A 20,459-nucleotide genomic window follows, 5' to 3' on the forward strand; every position below is an offset into this window, starting at 1 on the left:
ACAGGGGGTATCGGCCCCCGGGTCAGACGTGAGCTCCGAGGGCGGTGGCGCGGGGGGCGGACAGCCGGGGCGGGCCGCGCCGGGAGAGGGCGTGGGCGAGGACGACGCCGCACAGGCCGCGGGGGCGCGGGCGGGTGCGTACGGGCGGCGCGGGCCGGGGGGCGGGCAGGTGCGCGACGGCGAGCAGCAGACGCAGCGGGGTGAAGGCCAGTGCCCCGACGGCTCGGCCGAGGGCGAAGAGCGCGGCCTCACCGCGGGCCAGCCAGAGACCGCAGACCACGGCGGCCAGCAGGTGGGCGGCGAGCATCCCGACGGAGGTGTGGCCGCCGGCCAGGTCGAAGAGCGGGTTCGCGGTGGGATCCGCCATGGACGCGTGGCCCATGGACGCGTGCCCCGGGGAGGGATGGGCCAGGGAGCCGTGGTCGGCGCCGGTGTGCGACTCACCCGAGGAGAAGATCAGGTGCAGCGCCGTCTGGACGGCCAGCAGCCCGCCGCCGATCGCGAGCGGGCCCCGGCGCCGCCCGCTCACCAGCCACGCCAGGCCGCTCGTGACGGCGAAGGCGGCGTACAGCGAACGGGGGGCGAGATCGTGCGCAGACATGGACGAATGCCCCACGGCGGCCAATGTCACGCACACGGCCGCGAAGAGCGCGGCTCGCAGGGCGCGTATCGGCGACCGGGCATCCGTCATGGTCCGGACATGGTGACATCCCGCCGCCGACCGCGGGAGACCGCCTCCCATCCTCTCCCCGCACCCTGCCCGGTTCCGTTTTCCTCCCGCAGCGGAACGGCTGTGCGAACGGCCGTCCCGGGGTGCACAGTCGTGGCATGAGACTTCTGATCTTGGGCGGTACGGAGTTCGCCGGGCGCGCCGTGGCCGAGGCCGCGCTCGGCCGGGGCTGGGAGGTGACGGTCTTCCACCGGGGCCGTCATGACGCTCCGCCCGGCACACGGACCCTGATCGGCGACCGTACGGCCCCGGTGGCGGAAGGGCTCGCCGCGCTGGCGGACGGGGAGTGGGACCTCGTCGTCGACACCTGGTCGTCGGCGCCCTCGGCGGTGCGGGACGCGGCCCGGCTCCTCGCCGACCGGGTCGGACGGTACGTCTATGTGTCGAGCCGCTCGGTGTACGCCTGGCCGCCGGCGGCCGGTCTCAGCGAGGACGGTCCGCTGGTCGAGGGTGACCCGGACGCCGGCGAGGTGCCGTACGCGCGGGCCAAGCGGGGCGGCGAGCTGGCGGCCCTCGACGCGTTCGGACCCGACCGCACGCTGTTCGTCCGGGCGGGGCTGATCATCGGCCCGTACGAGAACGTCGGCCGGCTCCCCTGGTGGCTGGGCCGGATCGCCCGGGGCGGCCCGGTCCTCGCGCCAGGACCGCGCTCGCTGCCGCTCCAGTACATCGACGTCCGCGACCTCGCCGAGTGGACGCTCGACGCGGCCGAGGCCGGGCTGACCGGCCCGTACAACCTGGTCTCGCCGCCCGGGCACACCACCATGGGCGAGCTGCTCGACGCCTGTGTGCGGGTGACCGGTTCCGACGCCGAGCTGCGCTGGACCGACCCGGAGACAGTGCTCGCGGCCGGCGTCGAACCCTGGTCCGACCTGCCCGTATGGATCCCGCCGGGCGAGCTCTACGACGCGATGCACACCGCCGACGTCTCCAAGGCGCTCGCCGCGGGGCTGCGCTGCCGGCCGGCGGCGGAGACGGTCGCGGACACCTGGGCGTGGCTGGAATCGATCGGCGGTTCGGCGCCTCGGCGTCCCGACCGGCCCCCGGTCGGCCTCTCCCCGGAACGGGAGGCCGCCCTGCTCTCGGACCGGGGTCCCGTCGTCTCGGGCTGAACGCCCCAGGCGTCCCTTCCGTATAGAGCCCCATGGGACGCACACGAAAACGTTCGACACGCGCGAAGCGCGTGGTGGCCGCCTCCGTCGCACTCGTCCTGGGCGGAGGCGGGCTCATCGCCGTCAATGTGTACGCCTCGGCCGGCGAGGGCCGGGGCGATCCGTCCGCCGGCCGGGTCACGTCGCTCTCCACGATCGACTGCCCGGACGTGGCCGAGGAGCTGTCCGAGGTGCCGGAATCCGTACGCGGTGCGGTGGACCGGGAACTGGCCACGCTGGACAGCCAGATCACCGTCGCGTACCAGCGGTTCGCCGACAACAAGGAGCGGGCGGAGCGCGATCCGGGGTTCGCCGAGCAGCAGATCCTGACCCCGCTGGAGAACGAGCGCCGCACCATCCTCCAGCGGATCGGCCTCCTGCTCGAACAGCCGCCGCTGGAGAGTCTGGCGCCCTGCACCCTCCGGGCGGACGACGACGCTCCGCAGGAGGACGGCGACGACGGGCGGGACGGCGAGGAGAACGCCGGCGACGAGGGCGACGCCGGCAACGGACCGGAGGCCTCCGACTTCGTCGACATCCAGACCGTGGCTCCCGATGTGCGCGCGCCCCGGCAGCTGCGCGGAGCCTCCCGCGGCACCTTCACCACCGACTGCGGGCGGAACGAGAACGGCAAGTTCAATCCGGACAACGTGATCGTCGCGCCCGGCGTGCGCAACGGCGCCCACCACATGCACGACTACGTCGGCAACCAGGCCAACGACGCCTTCGCCGACGACGAGGACCTCGCCAGGGGCCGGACCACCTGCCGCAACCAGGGCGACCGCTCCACCTACTACTGGCCGGTGCTCCGGCTCCAGAACGGGCGGGCGGAGGCGGACGCGGAGGCCGACGGCGGCGGCAACGACCAGAACGTCGGCGAGATCCAGACACCCGACGAGGTCACCCTGGAGTTCGTCGGCAGTCCGGTCTCCAAGGTCACCGCGATGCCGCGGTTCCTGCGGATCATCACCGGGGACGCGAAGGCGTTCACCAACGGCGACGCGAACGCCAACGCCTCCTGGTCGTGCACCGGTTTCGAGGACCGGCAGCTGAAGGACAAGTACCCGATCTGCCCCGAGGGCAGCAAGGTGGTGCGCACCTTCCGGTTCCAGAGCTGCTGGGACGGGCGGAACACCGACAGCGCCAACCACCGGACGCACGTGGCCTTCGCCGATCCCGTCTCCGGCCGGTGCGGCGCCGGCTTCCGGGCGATTCCGCAGCTCGTGCAGCGGATCGTGTACGACGTGCCGCCGGGCCCGGGGTTCGCCGTGGACTCCTTCCCGGAACAGCTGCACAAACCGGTCACCGACCACGGGGACTTCATCAACGTCTTCGACCAGCGGCTGATGAAGCGCCTGGTGGCCTGCCTCAACGAAGGTCGCCGCTGTTCCTAGTTCAGTGGTGCCCGCCGGTGTGCGAGGGGTGCGGCGCGTGCGGCTCGGTGGTCTCGATCCGACCACCGAGCCGTTCGCGTACCCGCTCCACCGTCCGCGCGTCGCCGGCCACCGTCCACTTGCGGCCGACGAGATACGAACCGCCGTAGTCCTTGGCTTCGTTGAGCCACTCGCGCTGGCCGCGGTCGCTGGCGAAGGTGAGCAGGACATACGTACCGTCGCCCGTCGCGCACGACGCCTGACGCAGCTCGGCAGCGTCCGGCCGCAGCTCGGGCTCGCACGCGGCCTTCGCGGCGATCTCCTCCAGGGTGCCGGTGGCCTCCTCGGGCCCGTCGCCCCTGCCACCGCCACCGCCACCGCACCCGGTCATCAGCACCATCGCGGCGGCCAGGACCGCCGCCTCCGCCGTTCGCCGCGTACGCATCAGCATCCCCTCATCCTGCCCGCCCGCTCACCTGTTCCGGGGCCGAACGCCAGGAGTGGTGGAATCCGATCGATTACGGTTTGGTACGAAAAGGACTGATCCGGAGGAGTCGACGCCATGCCCGCCATTCCCGCCACCAGCGTCGCCAACCTCCGCGACCTCGGCCCCCTCCCTCTGGGCGAGGGCCGCAGCGTCCGCCCCGGCCGGGTCTTCCGCTCCGGCCGGCTGGACCGCCTCGACTCGGCCGACCCGGTGGTGGCCGCCCTGGGCATCCGTACGGTCGTCGACTTCCGCACCGCGGCCGAGCGCGCCGACCGGCCCGACCACGTCCCGGACGGCGGGCGGCTGCTCGTCGCCGACGTGCTCGCCGACCATCTGGCCACGAGCGGTCTGCCGCCCGCCGCCCGGCTGAAGACCCTCCTCGGCGACCCCGTGCTCGCCGAGGAGGTGCTCGGCGGGGGCAAGGTGCGGGAGGCCTTCGCCCGCACCTACCGGGCCTTCGTCGCCACCGACTCCGCCCGCGCGGCGTACCGGGCCTTCCTCGCCGAGCTGGGTGATCCGCGCGGCGGCCCGCTGCTCTTCCACTGCACGGCGGGCAAGGACCGCACGGGCTGGGCGGCGACGATCCTGCTGTCGGTCCTCGGCGCGGACGAGGAGACGGTCATGGCGGAGTACCTGTCGGTCAACACGGCCGTCCGCCGGGCCTTCGCACCGATGGTGGAGGGCTTCACCGCGCAGGGCGGCGATCCGGACCTGGCGCTGGCTCTGATCGGAGTCGTGCCGGAGTACCTGGCGGCGGCCCTGGACGAGGTGGCGGTCCGGCACGGCTCGATGGAGAAGTACGTACGGGACGGGCTCGGGGTTCCGGACGAGGTGACGGACGTGATCCGCGAGCGGCTGACGGTGTACGCGGCCTGAGCCCACGGCCACCGCGGCGACGGGCTGGGTGACGGGCGGGACGGGCGACCGGCGTGCACCTGGCCGGGTGACGGCGACCGGGGTGACCATCGCAAGATTCGCTCGTTCTGCTGAACGTGAGCACCCAGGAACTCGCCCCCTCCCCCCACGGCCCCGATCCCGCCCCGGGGCCCGTCGACGTCGAGCAGGCCGAGGCAGCGCTCGTCGAGCACTATCCGCGGCTGGTCCGGATCGCGTACCTCGTGCTGCCGCCCTCGCTGGGGCGCAACCGCCGGGTGCTGACCGCGCACGCGGTCGTCCAGCGGTCGCTGCCGCGCCGCCGGACGTCCGGCGGCGCCCTTCCGGCCGCGCGCCGGCCGGAGGACGCCGTCGATCCGGGCTACGCCTATGTGCGGGGCGAGGTGCTGCGGCAGGCGCTGATCGCCGGACTGCCGCTGAAGCGCCGGGCGCTGCCGCGCCGGGCCCAGTTCCCGCCGCTGCTGCCGCAGGTGTGGGGGCTCCGGCTGTTCCCGCGGGCCGGCGGGGCCGACGAACTGGCCCTGGACCAGCGGCTCTCCGCCCTCTCGGGGCCCGCACGCGCGGCGTACGTGCTGCGCGGACTGGAGCGGCAGGGCGACCCGGAGGTGCTGCGGGTGCTCGCGGCGGCCGGGGTGTCGGAGGCGGACGCGGAGGCGGCGCTCGCCGAGGCGGACGGGGCGGGGGCGGAGTACGGCCTGCTCGAATCGCCCGAGTTCGATCCGTGTTCGCTCCAGGCCCGGCCGACGGACCTCATGCGGCGCCGCCAGCACGGCAAGGCGGTGCTCGCCGCGACGGCGGCGGTGGCGGTGTGCGGGACGCTGCTCGGGCTGCCCGGGGACGGCTGGGGCAGAAACGGTGCTGCGGCGCCCTCGTACGCCCGTAATCCGGCCGCCGAGGCGGCGCTGGACCCGGGGAAGCTCAAGCGGGTCCCGCCCGGGTTCTGGCAGCGTTCGGCGCGCGTGGACTTCTCGGTGTGGCCGGAGCGCGGCGGCCTGGTCGGGGACCGGGCGCTGCTGCGGCGGGCCCTCGCGGTGTGGGCGCGGCCGGGCGGCTCGGTGCGGTCGTCGGCGACGCCCGGGACACCGGTGGGGCCGCCGATGGGCGCGCCGCAGCTGCTGTACGCCGGGGACGTCGACGGCGCGCGGGTGGTGCTCTTCCACGACGGGCTGCGGGCGGTGCGGTACGCGGAGCCGGCCGGGGGGACGAGCGGTGCGGCGCTGGACTTCGCGCGGACGGACGGGGCGGACGAGGCGGGCTCGGCGGCCCTGGTCGTCTCGCGCGCCGCGGGGAACGTCCGCTATCTGACGGCTCCTTGGGTGAAGGAGACGGTGGTACGTGATCTGCTGGCGCCCTCGAAGAAGCCGTGGCCGCTGGGGCGGAACGCGGACGGGGTGACCGATCCGATGCCGAGCCCCGCGTCGGCGCGGGCGTGCACGGCCTGGAACGCGCTCCAGCTGCGGGACGGTACGGGCGTGCGGCTCCTGACCGATCTGGGGGAGCTGGCGCCCGCCCGGCTGACGGCGGGCCCGCCGGCGGCGCCGGTGGACGCCACGGGCGAGGAGGCTCGTGCGGCGTGGGCGCGGACGGCGTGCGGTCTGACGACGGTGTTCTCGCACGGGGTGCGGACGGTGAACTCCTGGCGGTTCGCCACGCAGCCGCTGCCGGAGGGCGGCGGCCGGGCCGCCTGGGTGTGCACCCGGGCGGAGACGTGGCGCGGCACCGGGAGCAGGGTCCTCGCCCAGTTCCAGGCGCCCGTCGAGGCCCCGGCGGCGCTCGCTGCGAAGGCCGAGGAGTCCCCCGCGTGCGGGGTGCGGGACCCGCGGGTGCTCGCGGGGGTGCTGTGGCAGGCGAAGAGCGGCAGCTGGTACGTCCTGGCGGCGGGGAGCGGCGACTTCACGTCGCTGGAGACCTCGGGCGGGGTCGTGGGCCGCGCGGACGGGCACCTCCTGGCCCTGCGGACGAAGCCGGGCGCCCGGGCCGACCTCCACGGCACCCTGAAGGACGGCAGGAGGGTGGGCGCGCTGCGGTAGGGGGCGCGAGGGCCTGTGGGCGGGAGGGTGTGCGGGCGCGAAAACCTGCGGGGGGCCTGCGGGCGTGAGGACCTGCGGGCGTGAGGACCTGGTGCGCCCGGGGGAGGGCGCCCCGCCCGGTCCGTCGCACCCCACCGCGAAAAGGCCGTGCACGACCCTGTCGCCGCCGCCTACGCCTCAGTACATTGACGCCATGTCTAATACGCAGCCTGCCCCGGTCGCGTCGGAGCACATCGAGCTCAAGGCCCGGAAGGTCTCCTTCGACTGGGAGGAGACCCCGCTCCACTGGGTTCCCGGCGACCCGTTCACCACCCACACCATCAACGTGCTGCACCTCCTGCTCCCCGCCGGGGAGCGCTGGTTCGTGCACGTCTACAAGCAGGCGCTGCCGCTCATCACCGACGACCGGCTGCGTGCGGACGTCATCGGCTTCATCGGGCAGGAGGCCGTCCACTCCCAGGCCCATGACGACGTCCTCCCCCACCTCAGGAAGCTCGGCCTCGACCCCACGCCGTACACCGCGCAGGTCGACTGGTTCTTCGAGAAGCTGCTCGGCGACCGGACCCTGCCGCCGGGCAGGCCGCGCCGCTGGTGGCTGATGGAGCGGGTCGCCCTCATCGCCGCCATCGAGCACTACACCGCCTTCCTCGGCAACTGGGTCCTCAACGCCGAGGAGCTCGACCGGCGGGGCGCCGACCCCACCATGCTCGACCTGCTGCGCTGGCACGGCGCGGAAGAGGTCGAGCACCGCTCCGTCGCGTTCGAACTCTTCATGCACCTCGACGGCGGCTACCGCCGCCGGGCGCGCACCTGGGCCACCGCCTTCGCCGCGATGGTCTTCCTCTGGCAGCGCGGCACCCGCTTCTTCATGGAGAACGATCCGACGCTCACCGACGGAAAGGCGTCCGTCGGGCAGCTCGTCCGCAAGGGCAGGGAGGGCGTACTGCCGTCCACGCCGGACCTGCTGCGCGCGATCCCCCGCTATCTCAGCCGCTCCTACCACCCCTCCCAGGAGGGGAACACCGCCCAGGCGGCCGCCTACCTCGCCTCCTCCCCCGGCGCCAACGGAGGCCGCTGATGCCCCGACCGGTCACCCTTCTCCTGGCCGCCGGAGCCGTGCTCCTCGCCAAGCGCGCCGCGCGCCGCCGGATCGACGCCTCACCACTGTGGCCCATGCCCGCCCTCGACGAACCGACGTCGGGCCGCGGCCGTCTCTCCACCGTCACCCGCAGGGTCCTGATCACCGAGCGCGGCGAGCCCGCCGAGGGCGTGGTCCGGCTCCGCCTCGAAGGCGCCGGACTGCCCGCCTGGCAGCCGGGCGCCCACGTCGACCTCGTCCTGCCGTCCGGCCTCGTACGCCAGTACTCGCTCTGCGGGGACCCGGCCGACACGGAGGCGTACACGATCGCCACCCGTCTGATCGAGGACGGCCGCGGCGGCTCGCGCGAGGTGCACGAACAGCTCCACGAGGGGACGGAGGTCGAGATCCGCGGCCCGCGCAACCGCTTCCCGCTCGTCGACGCCCCCGCCTACGTCTTCGTCGCCGGAGGCATCGGCATCACGCCCGTCCTGCCCATGCTCCGCGCGGCCGAGGCCGCCGGCGCCGACTGGCGGCTGCTGTACTGCGGACGCGAGCGGGCCACCATGGCGTTCCTCGACGAGGTCGAGAGGCTGGGCGCGGGAGGCGACCGCGTGAGCGTCGTCGCCGAGGACGAGTCGGGCCGTCCGGAGCTCGGCTTCCTCTCCGAGGTGCCGGAGGAGACCGCGGTGTACTGCTGCGGCCCGGACGGCCTGATGGACGCGGTGGCCGCCGCGATGCCGCCGGGCCGCGTCCCGTACCTGGAGCGCTTCTCCCCCACCGCCACGGCCGGCGGTGACGACGCCTTCGAGGTCGAACTCCGGCGCTCCGGCCGTACGGTGGCGGTGGCGCCGGACCAGTCGGTGCTCGCCGCCGTCCGGGCCGAGCTGCCCGGTGTCCCGTACTCCTGCGAGCAGGGGTTCTGCGGAACCTGCCAACAGCGGGTCGTGGAGGGGAAGATCGACCACCGGGACGAGCTGCTCACGGACGCCGAGCGCACCGACTCGATGCTGATCTGCGTCTCGCGGAGCGCGGGCGGGCGGCTGGTCCTCGACCTCTGATCAGGGAGACCTCTGATCGGGAGGACCTCTCATCGGGAGGACTCCTGAATCAGGGAAGGATCAGCCAGTCGAAGGCCAGCGCGGCGCCGAGACCGCCCACCAGGAGCCAGGTCCCCAGCCGCGTACGGCCGTTGCGGGAGAGCTCGATGACCACGCCGCAGAGGATCATGGCGAGGCCGTACACCCCGACCACGAGGACGGAGGTACGGCTGGCCAGCCGGATCACCAGGACCGCCGCCATCGCGACCAGCAGGACGGACGCGGCCGCTATCCGCAGTCGACGGGCCTGCCTCGGAGTCAAACCGGATGTGCTCATGTGGTGGGAGCGTAACGGACGCCCGTTAGGCTGTTCGCATGACGACCGGGGTGCGCCGCAGGATGGGCGTCGAGGAGCGCAAGCAGCAGCTGATCGGGGTGGCCCTGGAGCTGTTCAGCCACCGTTCGCCCGACGAGGTCTCCATCGACGAGATCGCCGCGGCCGCCGGGATCTCGCGGCCGCTCGTCTACCACTACTTCCCCGGCAAGCAGAGCCTGTACGAGGCGGCGCTGCGGCGGGCCGCCGACGAGCTGGCCGCCCGGTTCCTCGAGCCGCCGCGGGGACCCCTGAGCGGGCGGCTGCTGCGGGTGATGGGACGGTTCTTCGACTTCGTGGAGGGGCACGGCCCGGGGTTCGCCGCCCTGATGCGCGGCGGGCCGGCGGTGGGCTCGTCCACCACGAACGCGATGATCGACGAGGTGCGCCAGGCCGCCTACGAGCAGATCCTCGCCCACCTGGAGGTGACGCACCCCTCCGCCCGGCTCGAACTGGTCGTCCGCTCCTGGGTGTCCCTCGCCGAGTCGACCGCGCTGCTCTGGCTGGACGGCCGGCGGATCCCGCGCGCCGAGCTCGAGTTGCAGCTGGTGCACGACTTCGCGGCACTGGCCGCGGTCAGCGCCGCGTACGACGAGGGGATGGCGGACGTCGTCGTCCGGATCCTCGGCGACGAGCCGGCCGACGGCCCGTTCGGCGACCTGGTCGGCCGGCTGCTCACGCTGGCGCCCCAGGTGCCCGCCCAGCCGGCGCCGTAACCCGTGCCGGCCCGTGCCGTGGCTCAGGCCTTGCGGTAGGAGGCGTCGAGGTCACGTACCTCGGCGGAGATCCGTACCCCTTCGGTCTGCTTGAGGTGGGCGGGCAGCAGCGCGACGACGGCCTCGGCCAGGCGGGCCTTGGTCTCCTCCGTGCGGCCCGGCAGCAGGGCGATGTCGACATGGACGACGACGTCGTCGGTCGAGCCGTCGCCGCAGACCGTCTCCTCGATCTCACGGAAGCGGGTCTTGCAGGCGTCGAGCCGCGTGTCCACCGTCTCCACGACGAGCGGGTGCAGGGCGAGCGCGAAGCCCCGCCGGTCGAGCGGTGCGGAGTAGTCCACGGTGATCTGCGGCATGGGGGCTCCCGGTCGAAAGGATGTCTGGCCATAGCTTTACGGCGATCGCCCTGACGACACAAGTGGCCTTCCGGCAGGCGGACGACCGGGATCTCGGCGCGCTGGTGGGGCTGTTCGACGGGGCCGGCCGGTCTCCCGGCCGGCCCCGCGCGTGCGGTCAGGGCGCGGTCAGCGTGCGGTGAACACCGCCACCGTCCGGGCCGGCACCGTGAAGGTGCCCGGACCGGCCTCGTACGAGGCGGACTTGACCGTGGTATCCGTGCCCGACGCCTGTACCGGGTGCAGGCGGTGGGCCGTGCCGGCCAGGGCGGTGACCTTCTGGGTCTGCCGCTCCGGGGTGGCGTTGAAGACGACGACCAGGTCGCCGAGGCGCATGGTGATCACGCCCGGGGTCTCGCCGGTGCCGGAGAGCGGGAAGGACAGGGCGTCCTGGACCTGCCCGGCGGTGGCGAGGGAGAAGACCGGCTCGGTGGTGCGGATCTTCTGAAGGTCACGGTAGGCGGCCGAGGCGCCGTCGATCTCCTCGCAGCCGACGGTGAGCGCCGGATTGGTGAGCAGCGACTTTCCGTACCCCCACTTGGCCTTGTTGTCGGCCGCCGGCGGCAGGCCGCGGCCGAAGCCGTTGCCGTCCCGGCAGTCCCAGTGGATCGCGTTGAACCAGTCGCCGCTGTCGTACGAGTTGCGGTCCAGGGACTTCGACCGCAGCAGGTCCGAGCCCGCCTGGGAGAGCGCGGGGCCCTGCGAGAGCGTCGCGGTCGCCATGGCGAGGACCTGCATCCTGGCCCGGTCGGCCGCCGACGTGCCCGCCGGCAGCTTGAAGGCGAGCGCGTCGTAGAGGGTCTCGTTGTCGTGCGCGTCGGCGTAGGCGAGGGCGTCGCCGGGGGCGGCGGCGTAGCCGGCCGGGGCGCCGTTGTAGTCCACCTCGGAGCCCTTGACCGTACGGCCGGAGGTGTCGGTGAAGGAGTAGGAGGCGAGGTTGCCGCTCAGACCGACCTTGATCAGATCCTGGTAGTGCAGGAGGCGGGCCTTCTGCTGCTCGGGGGTGCCGTTGGCGGGCGAGGAGTTCGGCTCGGTGAACAGACCGGAGGCGAAGCCCTGGACGCCGGGGTCGTCGTCGAAGGGGCCGCCGCCGCGGACGGCGTCGCGGGCCCGGTCGGAGAAGGTGGCGATGCCGGTCCCGGCCATGTTCTTCTGGGTGGCCTGGACGAAGCGGGCGTCGTCGGCGATCTCGCCGAAGTTCCAGCCCTCGCCGTAGAGGACGATCGCCTTTCCGTCGACGCCGTCCTTCTCGACGGTCAGGGCGTCCAGGGCCTTGCGGACGGCGAGGATGTTCTCCTTCGGGTGGTGGCCCATGAGGTCGAAGCGGAAGCCGTCCACCTTGTACTGCTTGGCCCAGGTGACGACCGAGTCCACGACGAGCTTGCCCATCATGGCGTTCTCGGGCGCGGTGTTGGCGCAGCAGGTGGAGGTGGCGACGGAGCCGTCGGCCTGGAGCCGCTGGTAGTAGCCGGGCACGATCCGGTCGAGGACCGACTTGTCGGACTGGCCGGCGGCGACGGTGTGGTTGTAGACGACGTCCATGACGGTGCGCAGTCCGGCGCCGTTGAGCGCCTGGACCATCTGCCGGAACTCGACCGTGCGGCGGGTGCCCTCGGGGTCGGTGGCGTAGGAGCCTTCGGGGACGGTGTAGTGCAGCGGGTCGTAGCCCCAGTTGTAGGCGTCCTTGGCCGCGGCGGCGGCCACGCAGGCCTGCTGCTCCTCGGAGTCGGGGGCGTAGACCTTGAGATCACAAGCGGGGGTGGTCTGCTCGGACTTCTTCTCGGGGATGGTGCCGATGTCGAAGGCGGGCAGGAGGTGGACGTAGGAGGTGCCGGAGGCGGCCAGCGCCCTCAGGTGGAGCGAGCCCTTGCTTTCGGCGTCCGTGAAGGCGAGGTAGGTGCCCTTGTGGTCGGCCTTGGCCGTCGGGTCCGCGATCGAGAAGTCGCGGATGTGCAGCTCCTGGATCTGGGCGTCCCGCAGCGGCACGGCGGCCGGCTTCTTCAGCCGGGCCCAGCCCTGGGGGGCCAGCTTCGGGTCGGCGAGGTCGGTGACGAGGCTGCGGGCCGAGTCGGTGGTCAGGGCGGTCGAGTAGGGGTCGGTGACCTTGTTGGTGACGATCCGCTGGACGCTGGGCGCCCAGACCTTCACGACGTACCGGTACGGCTTTCCGGTCCACGCGCGCGTGCCGGTGGCCGACCAGACGCCGGAGGCGTCGTCGCGGCGCATGGGCACGGTCTTCCCGTCGAGTTCGAGCGCGACGGACTGGGCGGTGGGCGCCCACAGGGAGAGCGTGGGGCGGCCGTGGCGGAACACCGGGCCGAGGGAGGCCGTGGTGGCCTTCGGCGCGTACAGGTCGTCGAGGACGCCGGCGAGCTGGACGCCGGTGGCGGTCAGGACGGCGCCGTTGGCCGCGTACTGGGCGGCCACGAGCTGGCCCTTGAGGGCTTCGCGGACGCGGTCGCGGTCGCGCGGGTCGACGGTGAAGGCGCCGTACGCCTTGAGGTGCGGGAACGCGGCCTTCTGGGCGTCGGTCAGCCGCGTCGGGGTCAGGCGCAGGGCCTGGCGGTCGCCGGTGAGGGTGCCGTTCTCGACCGCCAGTGATCCGTCGCTGGAGGAGAGGAGCACGCTGGAGGCGGCGGCGTCGCTGCCGTTCCAGGCGAGGGTGGTCTCGTCGATCCAGACGGCCTGGGCCTTGGTGAGGTCGAGCGCCGCGCCGCCTCCCTTGGGCTGCGGCAGCAGGTACTTCTCCTGGCCCGCGAGCATCCAGACCTCGTGGCCGTTCGCCTTGAGGTCGAGGGACTGGTCGGAGGGCAGGTCCTTCTCGTCGCCCTTGTGCAGGATGTAGCTGAGGGAGGTCGCTCCGGGCGCGAGGGGCACTTCGTAGACCGCGCCGTAGGCGTCGGTGCGCACCGGCTGCAGCGGCTTGGACCAGTCGGTCGGGTTCGCGGCGCCGGTCCAGGTGTGCAGGCCCCAGCCGGCGTAGTCCCCGTCGGCGCGCTGGTAGTGGAGGACGGCCTTGGTGGTGTCCTGGGGCGGGTAGGCGCCTTCGGGCGCGGCGTTGAGGACGTCGGGCCTGCCCTGCTCGATCCAGACCTCGCCGGTGCGGGAGAGGTCGATGGTCCGGTCGGCGTCGGTGTCCTTGACGCCGTCCTTGTTCACGGCGATGAAGCCGACCGAGGAGGCGCCGGGCTTGAGCTTGACGTAGGCGAAGGCGCCGTAGGCGTCGCGGCCGGTGAAGGGCTTCCCGGCCGGCCAGGTGGTGCCTTCGCCGTCGGCGATGTCGCCCCAGGTGTAGAGGCCCCAGTCGTCGTAGTTCCCGTCGGCGCGCTTGTAGTGGACGATCGCGTGGTCGCGCTGGGTGGCGGTCGGCGGCTGCTCGACGGCCGGGGCGCCGCTGGTGGTCGTCGCGGTGGCGCTCGCGGTGCGGCCGGTGCTGTCGACGACGACGGCCTTGTAGCGCAGGGCGGTGCCGGCCGGGGCGGTGATCTTCTGGGTGACCTTGTACGGGGCGTGGTCCGCGGAGCCGAGGATCTGCCACTTTCCGTTGCCGGTCTGGGCGGCGAAGACGACGCGGTTCAGCTGTCCGCCGTCGACGTCGGCGGAGATCTCGACGGTGCCGGTGGCGCCGGCCGCCGGTGCCTTCAGGGTGATGGCCGGCGCCGAGGCGGGCGCGGGGAGCGGCTTCGCCGCCTTGAGGACGAGGGAGCCGAGCGCCGGGACGGTCACCTTCACCTTGGTGTCGGCGCCGCTGGTGACCCGGGCGTCACCGCCGTGGATCGCGGTGAAGGCGGTGCCCGCGGCGGAACCGGTCGGGATCTCGACGGTCTTCGCCTCGGTGGAGCTGTTCACGGCGACCACGTACTCGGCGGCCCCGGCCTTCGCGCGGGCGTCGGTACGGGAGAAGGCGTAGACCGAGCCCTCGGCGTACCGCTGCTGCTGTACGCCGTCGCGCAGCGCGGGGTTCTTCCGGGTGAGCTCGGCGAGGGCGGCGATCTGCCGGTAGAGGGGGTGCGAGGTGTCGTACGCGTCGTGGGCGTGCGTACGGTCGGTGCCGATCCGGTCGTCGTCGAGGTAGTCGGGGGTCCGGGAGGCGAAGAGGGTCTGGCGGGAGTCCTTGTCGCCGCCGGGGCCGGTGAAGCCCTGCTCGTCGCCGTAGTAGACGACGGGGTTGCCGCGGCTGAGGAACATCAGCTCGTTGGCGAGCCGGTAGCGCCGCAGGAGTTCGGCGTCGTCGGCCTTCGGGTTGTCCTGCTTGAGGAAGGTGCCGAAGCGGCCCATGTCGTGGTTGCCGAGGAAGGGCACCGACTCGTAGGCGTTGGCCTTGTCGGTGGTGTAGCGGTAGTCCTGGGCGAAGAGGCCGGCCAGTCGGTCGGCGGAGCCGCTCTGGGAGGCGAAGGCGCGAGCGGCGTCCTGGAAGGGGAAGTCGAGGGTGGCGTCGAGGCGGCCCTCGGTCACGTACTTCGAGGTGATCTTCGGGTCGGCGGAGTAGACCTCGCCGAACATGAAGAAGTCGTCGCGGCCGCGCTCGGCGGCGTACTCGTCGAGAGCGGTGGCCCACTGGGTCCAGAACTCGGTGTTGACGTGCTTGACGGTGTCGATCCGGAAGCCGTCGATGTCGAAGTCGCGCACCCAGCGCTGGTAGATCTTCTCCATGCCCTCGACGACCTCGGGACGCTCGGTCCACAGGTCGTCCAGGCCCACGAAGTCGCCGTACTCGGAGGACTCTCCGGCGAAGGTCGAGTCGCCCCGGTTGTGGTACATGGTGGGGTCGTTGAGCCAGGAGGGGACCTTGAGGTCCTTCTTGTCCGGGGCGACCACCGGGGTGCGCGGGAAGGAGTCCTCGTCCACGCGCGGGAAGCGCCGGGCACCGTCGGCGTAGTCGCCGTCGTCGAAGGGGACACCGTCCTTGGTCAGATAGGGGAAGGCGCCCTTGGAGAGGTAGCCGTAGGACTTCTCCTGGTAGTCGACGACGTCGGCGGTGTGGTTGGTGATGACGTCGAAGAAGACCTTCATGCCCTTGGCGTGGGCCTGGTCGATCAGCCTCTCCAGGTCGGCGTTGGTCCCGAAGTGCGGGTCGACCTGAGTGAAGTCGGTGATCCAGTAGCCGTGGTAGCCGGCGCTGGCGTCCTTGCCCGTGCCCTGCACGGGCTGGTTCTTGAAGATCGGCGCCATCCAGATGGAGGTGGTGCCGAGGCCCTTGATGTAGTCGAGCTTCTTCGTCAGCCCCTTGAGGTCGCCGCCCTGGTAGAAGCCTTTGTCGGTGGGGTCGAACCCGGTGTCGAGACGGGTGCCGGTGAGACCGCCGCGGTCGTTGCGGGTGTCGCCGTTGGCGAACCGGTCGGGCAGGACGAAGTAGAACTGCTCCCGGGTGAGGTCGTGGCGGGCGGGCTGCGCGGCGAGCACCTTGTCGGAGGGCGGTGGCGGGGGCGGGGGCGCCGCGGCGGCGGGCAGGGCGGGCACGAGGGCCGCGCACAGGGCGGTGGCCACGGCGGCCGCCGTTCTCTTGCGTATCACGAGGGTTCTCCCTGGAGGTACGGGAAGGAGGGCCGCCCCCGGCGGGGCGGCCCTGTGGGGTGGAGCCGTCAGCTGCGGAACGTGTCGTTCAGGACGACCTGGCCCGAGGCGGGGACCGTCGCGACGCGGTTCGCGCCGGACTCCCAGGTCACGTTGCCGGCCGCGTCCTTGCGGAGGTACTTGTACGCGAAGGACGTGCCCGCCGGCAGGGAGACGTCCAGCTTCCAGACCGGGTAGTGCGCCGGGTCCAGCTTCAGGGCCGAGGACGTCGACCAGTTGCCGAGCTCGGGACGGTCGCCGGTGACGTAGATGTTCTGGCCGACGGCCGTCGTGGCGTCGACGTTGAAGGAGGCGCCGCTGCTCGCGGGCGGCGGGGTCGTGGAGCCGGACCCGCACGTCTTGGCGCCGACGTGCAGCGCCACCGCCGTGTTCGCGCCCAGCGTCGCCGTGAACTGGCCCCCCGAGTTCACCGTCACGGCCTTGCCGCTCTGCACATCGCAGTAGGTGCCGGCCGGCAGCGAGGTCTGGAAGGTGCGGCTGAGCGAGGAGCCCTCGTGGTTGATCGCCACGAACGCCTTGTCGCCGCGGCCGAACGCGATCGCGTTGTTGCCGTTGTCCCACCAGTTGGTGACCGACGTGCCCCGGGCCGTGTTGCGGAAGCCGACCATGGAGGCGATCTCGCGCCAGGCGTGCTGGCACTTCCAGCCGTCGCTGTAGCAGGCGTTGACCTGGCCGCCGTTCGGCGCGCCCGCGTCCTTGTCGGACCACTCGTAGCCGGAGTGGACGTCCGGGGAGCCGTAGGGCCAGGCCAGCATGAAGACCTGGGCGAGCGTGTAGGTGGCGCCCGACTTGTAGTTCAGGGTGTCGCCGCCGCGCTCGGTGTCGTGGTTGTCGACGAAGACCCCGGACTTGCCGGAGGACATGTAGCCCCAGGATTCGCCGAAGTTGCTCAGGTGGGCCAGCTTCTCCGAGCCGAAGATCCGCTTCAGGTCCCGTGCGTAGCGGAACTCCTGCACGTCTCCGTTGCCGAGGTACTCGCTGGGCGAGACGGCCTCGCCCGCGCCGAATATCGCCTCCTGCTTCCAGTAGACGCCCGGGTTGGTCAGCCGTGACTTGATGTTCCCGAGGTCGGCGGCCGGCATGTGCTTGGCCGCGTCGATGCGGAAGCCGTCGACGCCGAGCGTGAGCAGGTCGTTCAGGTAGGCGGCGATCCGGCCGCGCACCCAGTCCTCGCCGGTGTCGAGGTCCGGCAGGCCGACGAGCTCGCAGCTCTGGACGTTGGTCCTGTCCTGGTAGTTGGAGATGGTCGCGCGGCAGTCGTCCATGTCGGCGCCCGAGTAGAGGCCGGGGTAGTCGTACTTGGAGAAGGAGGTGCCGCCGGTGCCCGTACCGGAGGCGTTCGCCATGTGGTTGACGACGGCGTCGGCGACGACCTTCACGCCCGCCGCGTGACAGGTGTCGACCATGTTCCTGAAGGCGGTGCGGTCGCCGAGGGGTCCGGCGATCTTGTAGCTGACCGGCTGGTACGCGGTCCACCATGTGGAGCCCTGGATACGTTCCTGGGGCGGCGACACCTGGACGTAGCCGTAACCGGCGGGGCCGAGCTGCTCGGTGCAGGCCTTCGCCACGGAGGCGAACTTCCACTCGAACATCACCGCGGTGACGTCCTTCTCGCCGGGCGGTGCGGCCTGCGCGGAGGCGGGCGCCGTGACGGCCACAGCGGCTCCCGCCACGAAGGCGAGTGCAGCGGCCACGGTCTTTCTGGCCATGTTTCCTCCTGGGGAAGGGAGGTGCGGGGGGGGGCGAAGAGTTCGCAAGCTCTTGCTGCAAGAAAGCAGCAAGTGTTTTCGGACGTGACCGTACGAGTACCCCGGCGCCCGGTCAACCCCCTGGACACACTCCCGTCACGCGCCGGAAACTCAGCGGGTGCGCGGCTGTGCGGTGGATCCGCGGACCACCAGCTCCGGCTGGAAGACGAACTCCGTGCGCTGCACGGGGTTCCCCTCGATCTCCTCAAGGAGCGCCCCCACCGCGGCCGTCGCCATCGCCTGCACCGGCTGGCGCACGGTGGTGAGCGGCGGGCTGGTGAACGCGATCAGCGGCGAGTCGTCGAAGCCGACCACCGACACGTCGTCCGGTACGTCCAGGCCCCGGGCGCGGACCGCGCGGATCACACCGAGCGCCATCAGGTCCGACCCGCAGACGATCCCGGTGCACCCCTGGTCGAGCAGGATGTCGGCCGCCGCGTGCCCGCCCTCGACACCGAAGAGCGTGGGACGGACGTACCGTTCGGCCTCCGCCCGTTCCATGCCCAGCAGATGGTGGAGCTCGGCGGCGAAGCCCTCCGCCTTGCGGCGCGAGGGCACATAGCGCGTGGGGCCGATCGCCAGGCCGATCCGTTCATGGCCGAGCTCGACCAGGTGCCGTACGGCCATGCGCGCCGCGGCGCGGTCGTCGGGCGAGACGAAGTTGGCGTCGACGTGTTCGTTGAAGCCGTTGATGAGGACGAACGGCACGCCCCGGGCCGACAGCCGCACATAGCGGCTCGGGTCGGCCATCGCGTCGGCGTGCAGCCCGGAGAGGAACACGATGCCGTTGACCCCGCGCTCCTCCAGCTGCTCGACCAGCTCGTCCTCGGTGGCGCCGCCGGGCATCTGGGTGCAGAGCACCGGGGTGTAGCCGTGCCCGGCCAGGACCTGCTCGATGACCTGGGCGAAGGCCGGGAAGATCGGGTTGGTCAGCTCGGGCACGACCAGACCGACCAGGCCGGCGCTGCGGCGCTTGAGCCGTACGGGACGTTCGTAGCCGAGCACGTCGAGCGCGGCCAGAACGCGGTGCCGGGTCGCGCCGGCCACTCCCGCCTTGCCGTTGAGGACGCGGCTGACCGTGGCCTCGCTGACGCCGGACTGGGCCGCGATGTCCGCGAGCCGCGGGGCACCGTTCCCGGCGCCCCGCGGCAGGGGGATCGTCACACCGCCCACCAGACGGTGGTGTCGGCGGGCAGCTCCGCGAACCCTTCCCCGTGGGAGACGGGCTCGTTGGAGAGGAGGAACCGGCCGGGCAGCGGGACGGAGATGGCCCGGCCGGTGGTGTTGGCGGTGCAGACGAAGCCGTCGCGGCGGAAGGCGAGGACGCCCTCGGGCGCCTCCATCCACTCGACACCCTCGCCCGCACCGAGTCCGGGCTGTTCCCGGCGCACGGCGAGCGCGCTGCGGTACAGCTCCAGGGTGGAGCCGGGGTCCCCGGCCTGGGCCTCGACGCTGAGCCCGCCCCAGGTGGCGGGCTGCGGCAGCCAGCTGCCGCCGCTGCCGAAACCGTACGAGGAACCCTCGACGGTCCAGGGGATGGGCACCCGGCAGCCGTCGCGGAAGCCGTCCTGCCCGGTGGCCCGGAAGAACGACGGGTCCTGGCGGACCTCGTCGGGCAGGTCGGTGACGTCCGGCAGGCCGAGCTCCTCGCCCTGGTAGACGTAGGCCGAACCGGGCAGCGCCAGCATCAGCAGGGTCGCGGCCCGGGCCCTGCGCAGCCCGAGTTCGCGGTCGCCGGGCTCGCGCAGCTGGGTGCCGAGGCCAGGCGGGTTGGCGAACCGGGTGGCGTGCCGGGTCACGTCGTGGTTGGACAGCACCCAGGTGGCGGGGGCGCCGACCGGGCGCATCGCGGCGAGCGAGGCGTCGATCACCCGGCGCAGCTCGGCGGCGTCCCAATGGGTGCCGAGGTACTGGAAGTTGAACGCCTGGTGCATCTCGTCGGGGCGCACGTAGTTCGCGGTGCGCTCGACGGTCGGGGTCCACGCCTCGGCGACGAGGATGCGCTCGCCGGGAGTCCCCCCAGGCGAAGCCGAGGGGGAGTACTCGGAAAGAATCCGTCGCCAGGAGCGGTATATCTCGTGGACGCCGTCCTGGTCGAAGAAGGGCATGACGTCGTTGCCGAGCAGCTTCAGCTGGTCGTGGGCGCCGATGTCGGGCAGGCCCTCGGCCTTGACCAGGCCGTGGGCGACGTCGACGCGGAAGCCGTCGACGCCCATGTCCAGCCAGAAGCGCAGGATGGAGCGGAACTCGTCGCGGACCGCCGGGTGTTCCCAGTTGAAGTCGGGCTGCTCGGGCGCGAAGAGGTGCAGGTACCACTCCCCCGGGGTGCCGTCCGGTTCGGTGACCCGGGTCCACGCCGGGCCGCCGAAGATGGACTCCCAGTCGTTGGGGGGCAGTTCGCCGTCCGCGCCCTTGCCGGCGCGGAAGTGGTAGCGCTCGCGCAGCGGCGAGCCAGGACCCTCGCGCAGTGCGCGCTGGAACCACTCGTGCTGGTCGGAGGAGTGGTTGGGGACCAGGTCGACGATGATCCGCAGGCCCAGCTCGTGCGCCTCGCGGATCAGCGCGTCGGCGTCGAGGAGGGTGCCGAACATCGGGTCGATGGCCCGGTAGTCGGCGACGTCGTACCCGGCGTCGGCCTGCGGGGAGGCGTAGAAGGGGGAGAGCCAGACGGCGTCGACGCCGAGGTCCCTCAGGTACGGCAGCCGGCTGCGGATGCCCTCCAGGTCGCCCATGCCGTCGCCGTTTCCGTCGGCGAAGCTGCGCGGATAGACCTGGTAGATCACCGCGTCTCTCCACCAGCCCGTGTGCGTGCCGGTGGTCGGGGCGGCGGGGGCAGCGAGGTGCTGGGTCATGACTTCCCTGGGAGGTAA

General features: G+C 72.5%; 15 protein-coding genes. 7 read left to right on the forward strand and 8 right to left on the reverse strand.

Going from position 1 to position 20,459, the window contains the following annotated elements:
- Nucleotides 1-22 precede the first annotated feature (22 nt).
- Nucleotides 23-601, reverse strand: coding sequence for a hypothetical protein (locus ACWDX6_RS23280; protein WP_451486811.1), 579 nt, complete (start codon nt 599-601; stop codon nt 23-25).
- A 227-nt stretch (nt 602-828) separates the two neighbouring features.
- On the opposite strand from ACWDX6_RS23280, the gene ACWDX6_RS23285 reads away from it, so the two are divergent.
- Together ACWDX6_RS23285 and ACWDX6_RS23290 are read left to right on the forward strand one after the other, a co-directional pair.
- Entirely contained in the window at nt 829-1,842 is a 1,014-nt protein-coding gene (locus ACWDX6_RS23285) for an NAD-dependent epimerase/dehydratase family protein (protein WP_451486812.1), read from the forward strand.
- Nucleotides 1,843-1,874: 32 nt separating this feature from the next.
- Nucleotides 1,875-3,275 (forward strand): DUF1996 domain-containing protein, encoded by a 1,401-nt coding sequence (locus tag ACWDX6_RS23290; RefSeq protein WP_451486813.1) that lies wholly within the window; start codon nt 1,875-1,877, stop codon nt 3,273-3,275.
- Between the two features lies 1 nt (nt 3,276).
- Here ACWDX6_RS23290 and ACWDX6_RS23295 read toward each other — a convergent pair whose 3' ends face one another.
- Entirely contained in the window at nt 3,277-3,699 is a 423-nt protein-coding gene (locus tag ACWDX6_RS23295) for a hypothetical protein (RefSeq protein WP_451486814.1), read from the reverse strand.
- Nucleotides 3,700-3,816: 117 nt separating this feature from the next.
- Between ACWDX6_RS23295 and ACWDX6_RS23300 the strand changes: the two genes are divergently transcribed.
- The 4 genes from ACWDX6_RS23300 (at nt 3,817) to ACWDX6_RS23315 (ending at nt 8,804) form a co-directional block, all read left to right on the forward strand.
- Nucleotides 3,817-4,617 (forward strand): tyrosine-protein phosphatase, encoded by an 801-nt coding sequence (locus tag ACWDX6_RS23300; protein ID WP_451486815.1) that lies wholly within the window; start codon nt 3,817-3,819, stop codon nt 4,615-4,617.
- Nucleotides 4,618-4,733: 116 nt separating this feature from the next.
- Nucleotides 4,734-6,665, forward strand: coding sequence for a hypothetical protein (locus ACWDX6_RS23305; protein ID WP_451486816.1), 1,932 nt, complete (start codon nt 4,734-4,736; stop codon nt 6,663-6,665).
- Between the two features lie 193 nt (nt 6,666-6,858).
- Complete coding sequence (locus ACWDX6_RS23310; RefSeq protein WP_451486817.1) at nt 6,859-7,743, forward strand: metal-dependent hydrolase; 885 nt, start codon at nt 6,859-6,861, stop codon at nt 7,741-7,743.
- A complete protein-coding gene (locus tag ACWDX6_RS23315; protein ID WP_451486818.1) occupies nt 7,743-8,804 on the forward strand; it encodes a PDR/VanB family oxidoreductase in 1,062 nt (353 codons plus the stop codon). Before ACWDX6_RS23310 ends, ACWDX6_RS23315 begins: the two co-directional genes overlap by 1 nt.
- Nucleotides 8,805-8,853: 49 nt before the next feature.
- Here ACWDX6_RS23315 and ACWDX6_RS23320 read toward each other — a convergent pair whose 3' ends face one another.
- Nucleotides 8,854-9,120: a hypothetical protein gene (locus ACWDX6_RS23320; protein ID WP_451486819.1), complete on the reverse strand. Its 267-nt coding sequence runs from the start codon at nt 9,118-9,120 to the stop codon at nt 8,854-8,856.
- A 38-nt stretch (nt 9,121-9,158) separates the two neighbouring features.
- On the opposite strand from ACWDX6_RS23320, the gene ACWDX6_RS23325 reads away from it, so the two are divergent.
- Nucleotides 9,159-9,872: a TetR/AcrR family transcriptional regulator gene (locus ACWDX6_RS23325; protein WP_451486820.1), complete on the forward strand. Its 714-nt coding sequence runs from the start codon at nt 9,159-9,161 to the stop codon at nt 9,870-9,872.
- 23 nt (nt 9,873-9,895) lie between these two features.
- On the opposite strand, the gene ACWDX6_RS23330 is transcribed toward ACWDX6_RS23325, so the two are convergent.
- The 5 genes from ACWDX6_RS23330 to ACWDX6_RS23350 all read right to left on the reverse strand — a co-directional run bounded on the left by ACWDX6_RS23330 (nt 9,896) and on the right by ACWDX6_RS23350 (nt 20,441).
- Nucleotides 9,896-10,228, reverse strand: coding sequence for a 5-carboxymethyl-2-hydroxymuconate Delta-isomerase (locus ACWDX6_RS23330; protein WP_451486821.1), 333 nt, complete (start codon nt 10,226-10,228; stop codon nt 9,896-9,898).
- A 168-nt stretch (nt 10,229-10,396) separates the two neighbouring features.
- A complete protein-coding gene (gene pulA / locus ACWDX6_RS23335) occupies nt 10,397-15,781 on the reverse strand; it encodes a pullulanase-type alpha-1,6-glucosidase (protein WP_451486822.1) in 5,385 nt (1,794 codons plus the stop codon).
- 68 nt (nt 15,782-15,849) lie between these two features.
- Nucleotides 15,850-17,550 (reverse strand): carbohydrate-binding module family 20 domain-containing protein, encoded by a 1,701-nt coding sequence (locus ACWDX6_RS23340; protein WP_451486823.1) that lies wholly within the window; start codon nt 17,548-17,550, stop codon nt 15,850-15,852.
- Nucleotides 17,551-17,700: 150 nt separating this feature from the next.
- A complete protein-coding gene (locus tag ACWDX6_RS23345) occupies nt 17,701-18,762 on the reverse strand; it encodes a LacI family DNA-binding transcriptional regulator (protein ID WP_451486824.1) in 1,062 nt (353 codons plus the stop codon).
- Nucleotides 18,750-20,441 (reverse strand): glycoside hydrolase family 13 protein, encoded by a 1,692-nt coding sequence (locus ACWDX6_RS23350; protein ID WP_451486825.1) that lies wholly within the window; start codon nt 20,439-20,441, stop codon nt 18,750-18,752. Before ACWDX6_RS23350 ends, ACWDX6_RS23345 begins: the two co-directional genes overlap by 13 nt.
- Between the last annotated feature and the right edge of the window lie 18 nt (nt 20,442-20,459).

The sequence above is a fragment of the Streptomyces sp. NPDC003027 genome (assembly GCF_053591435.1).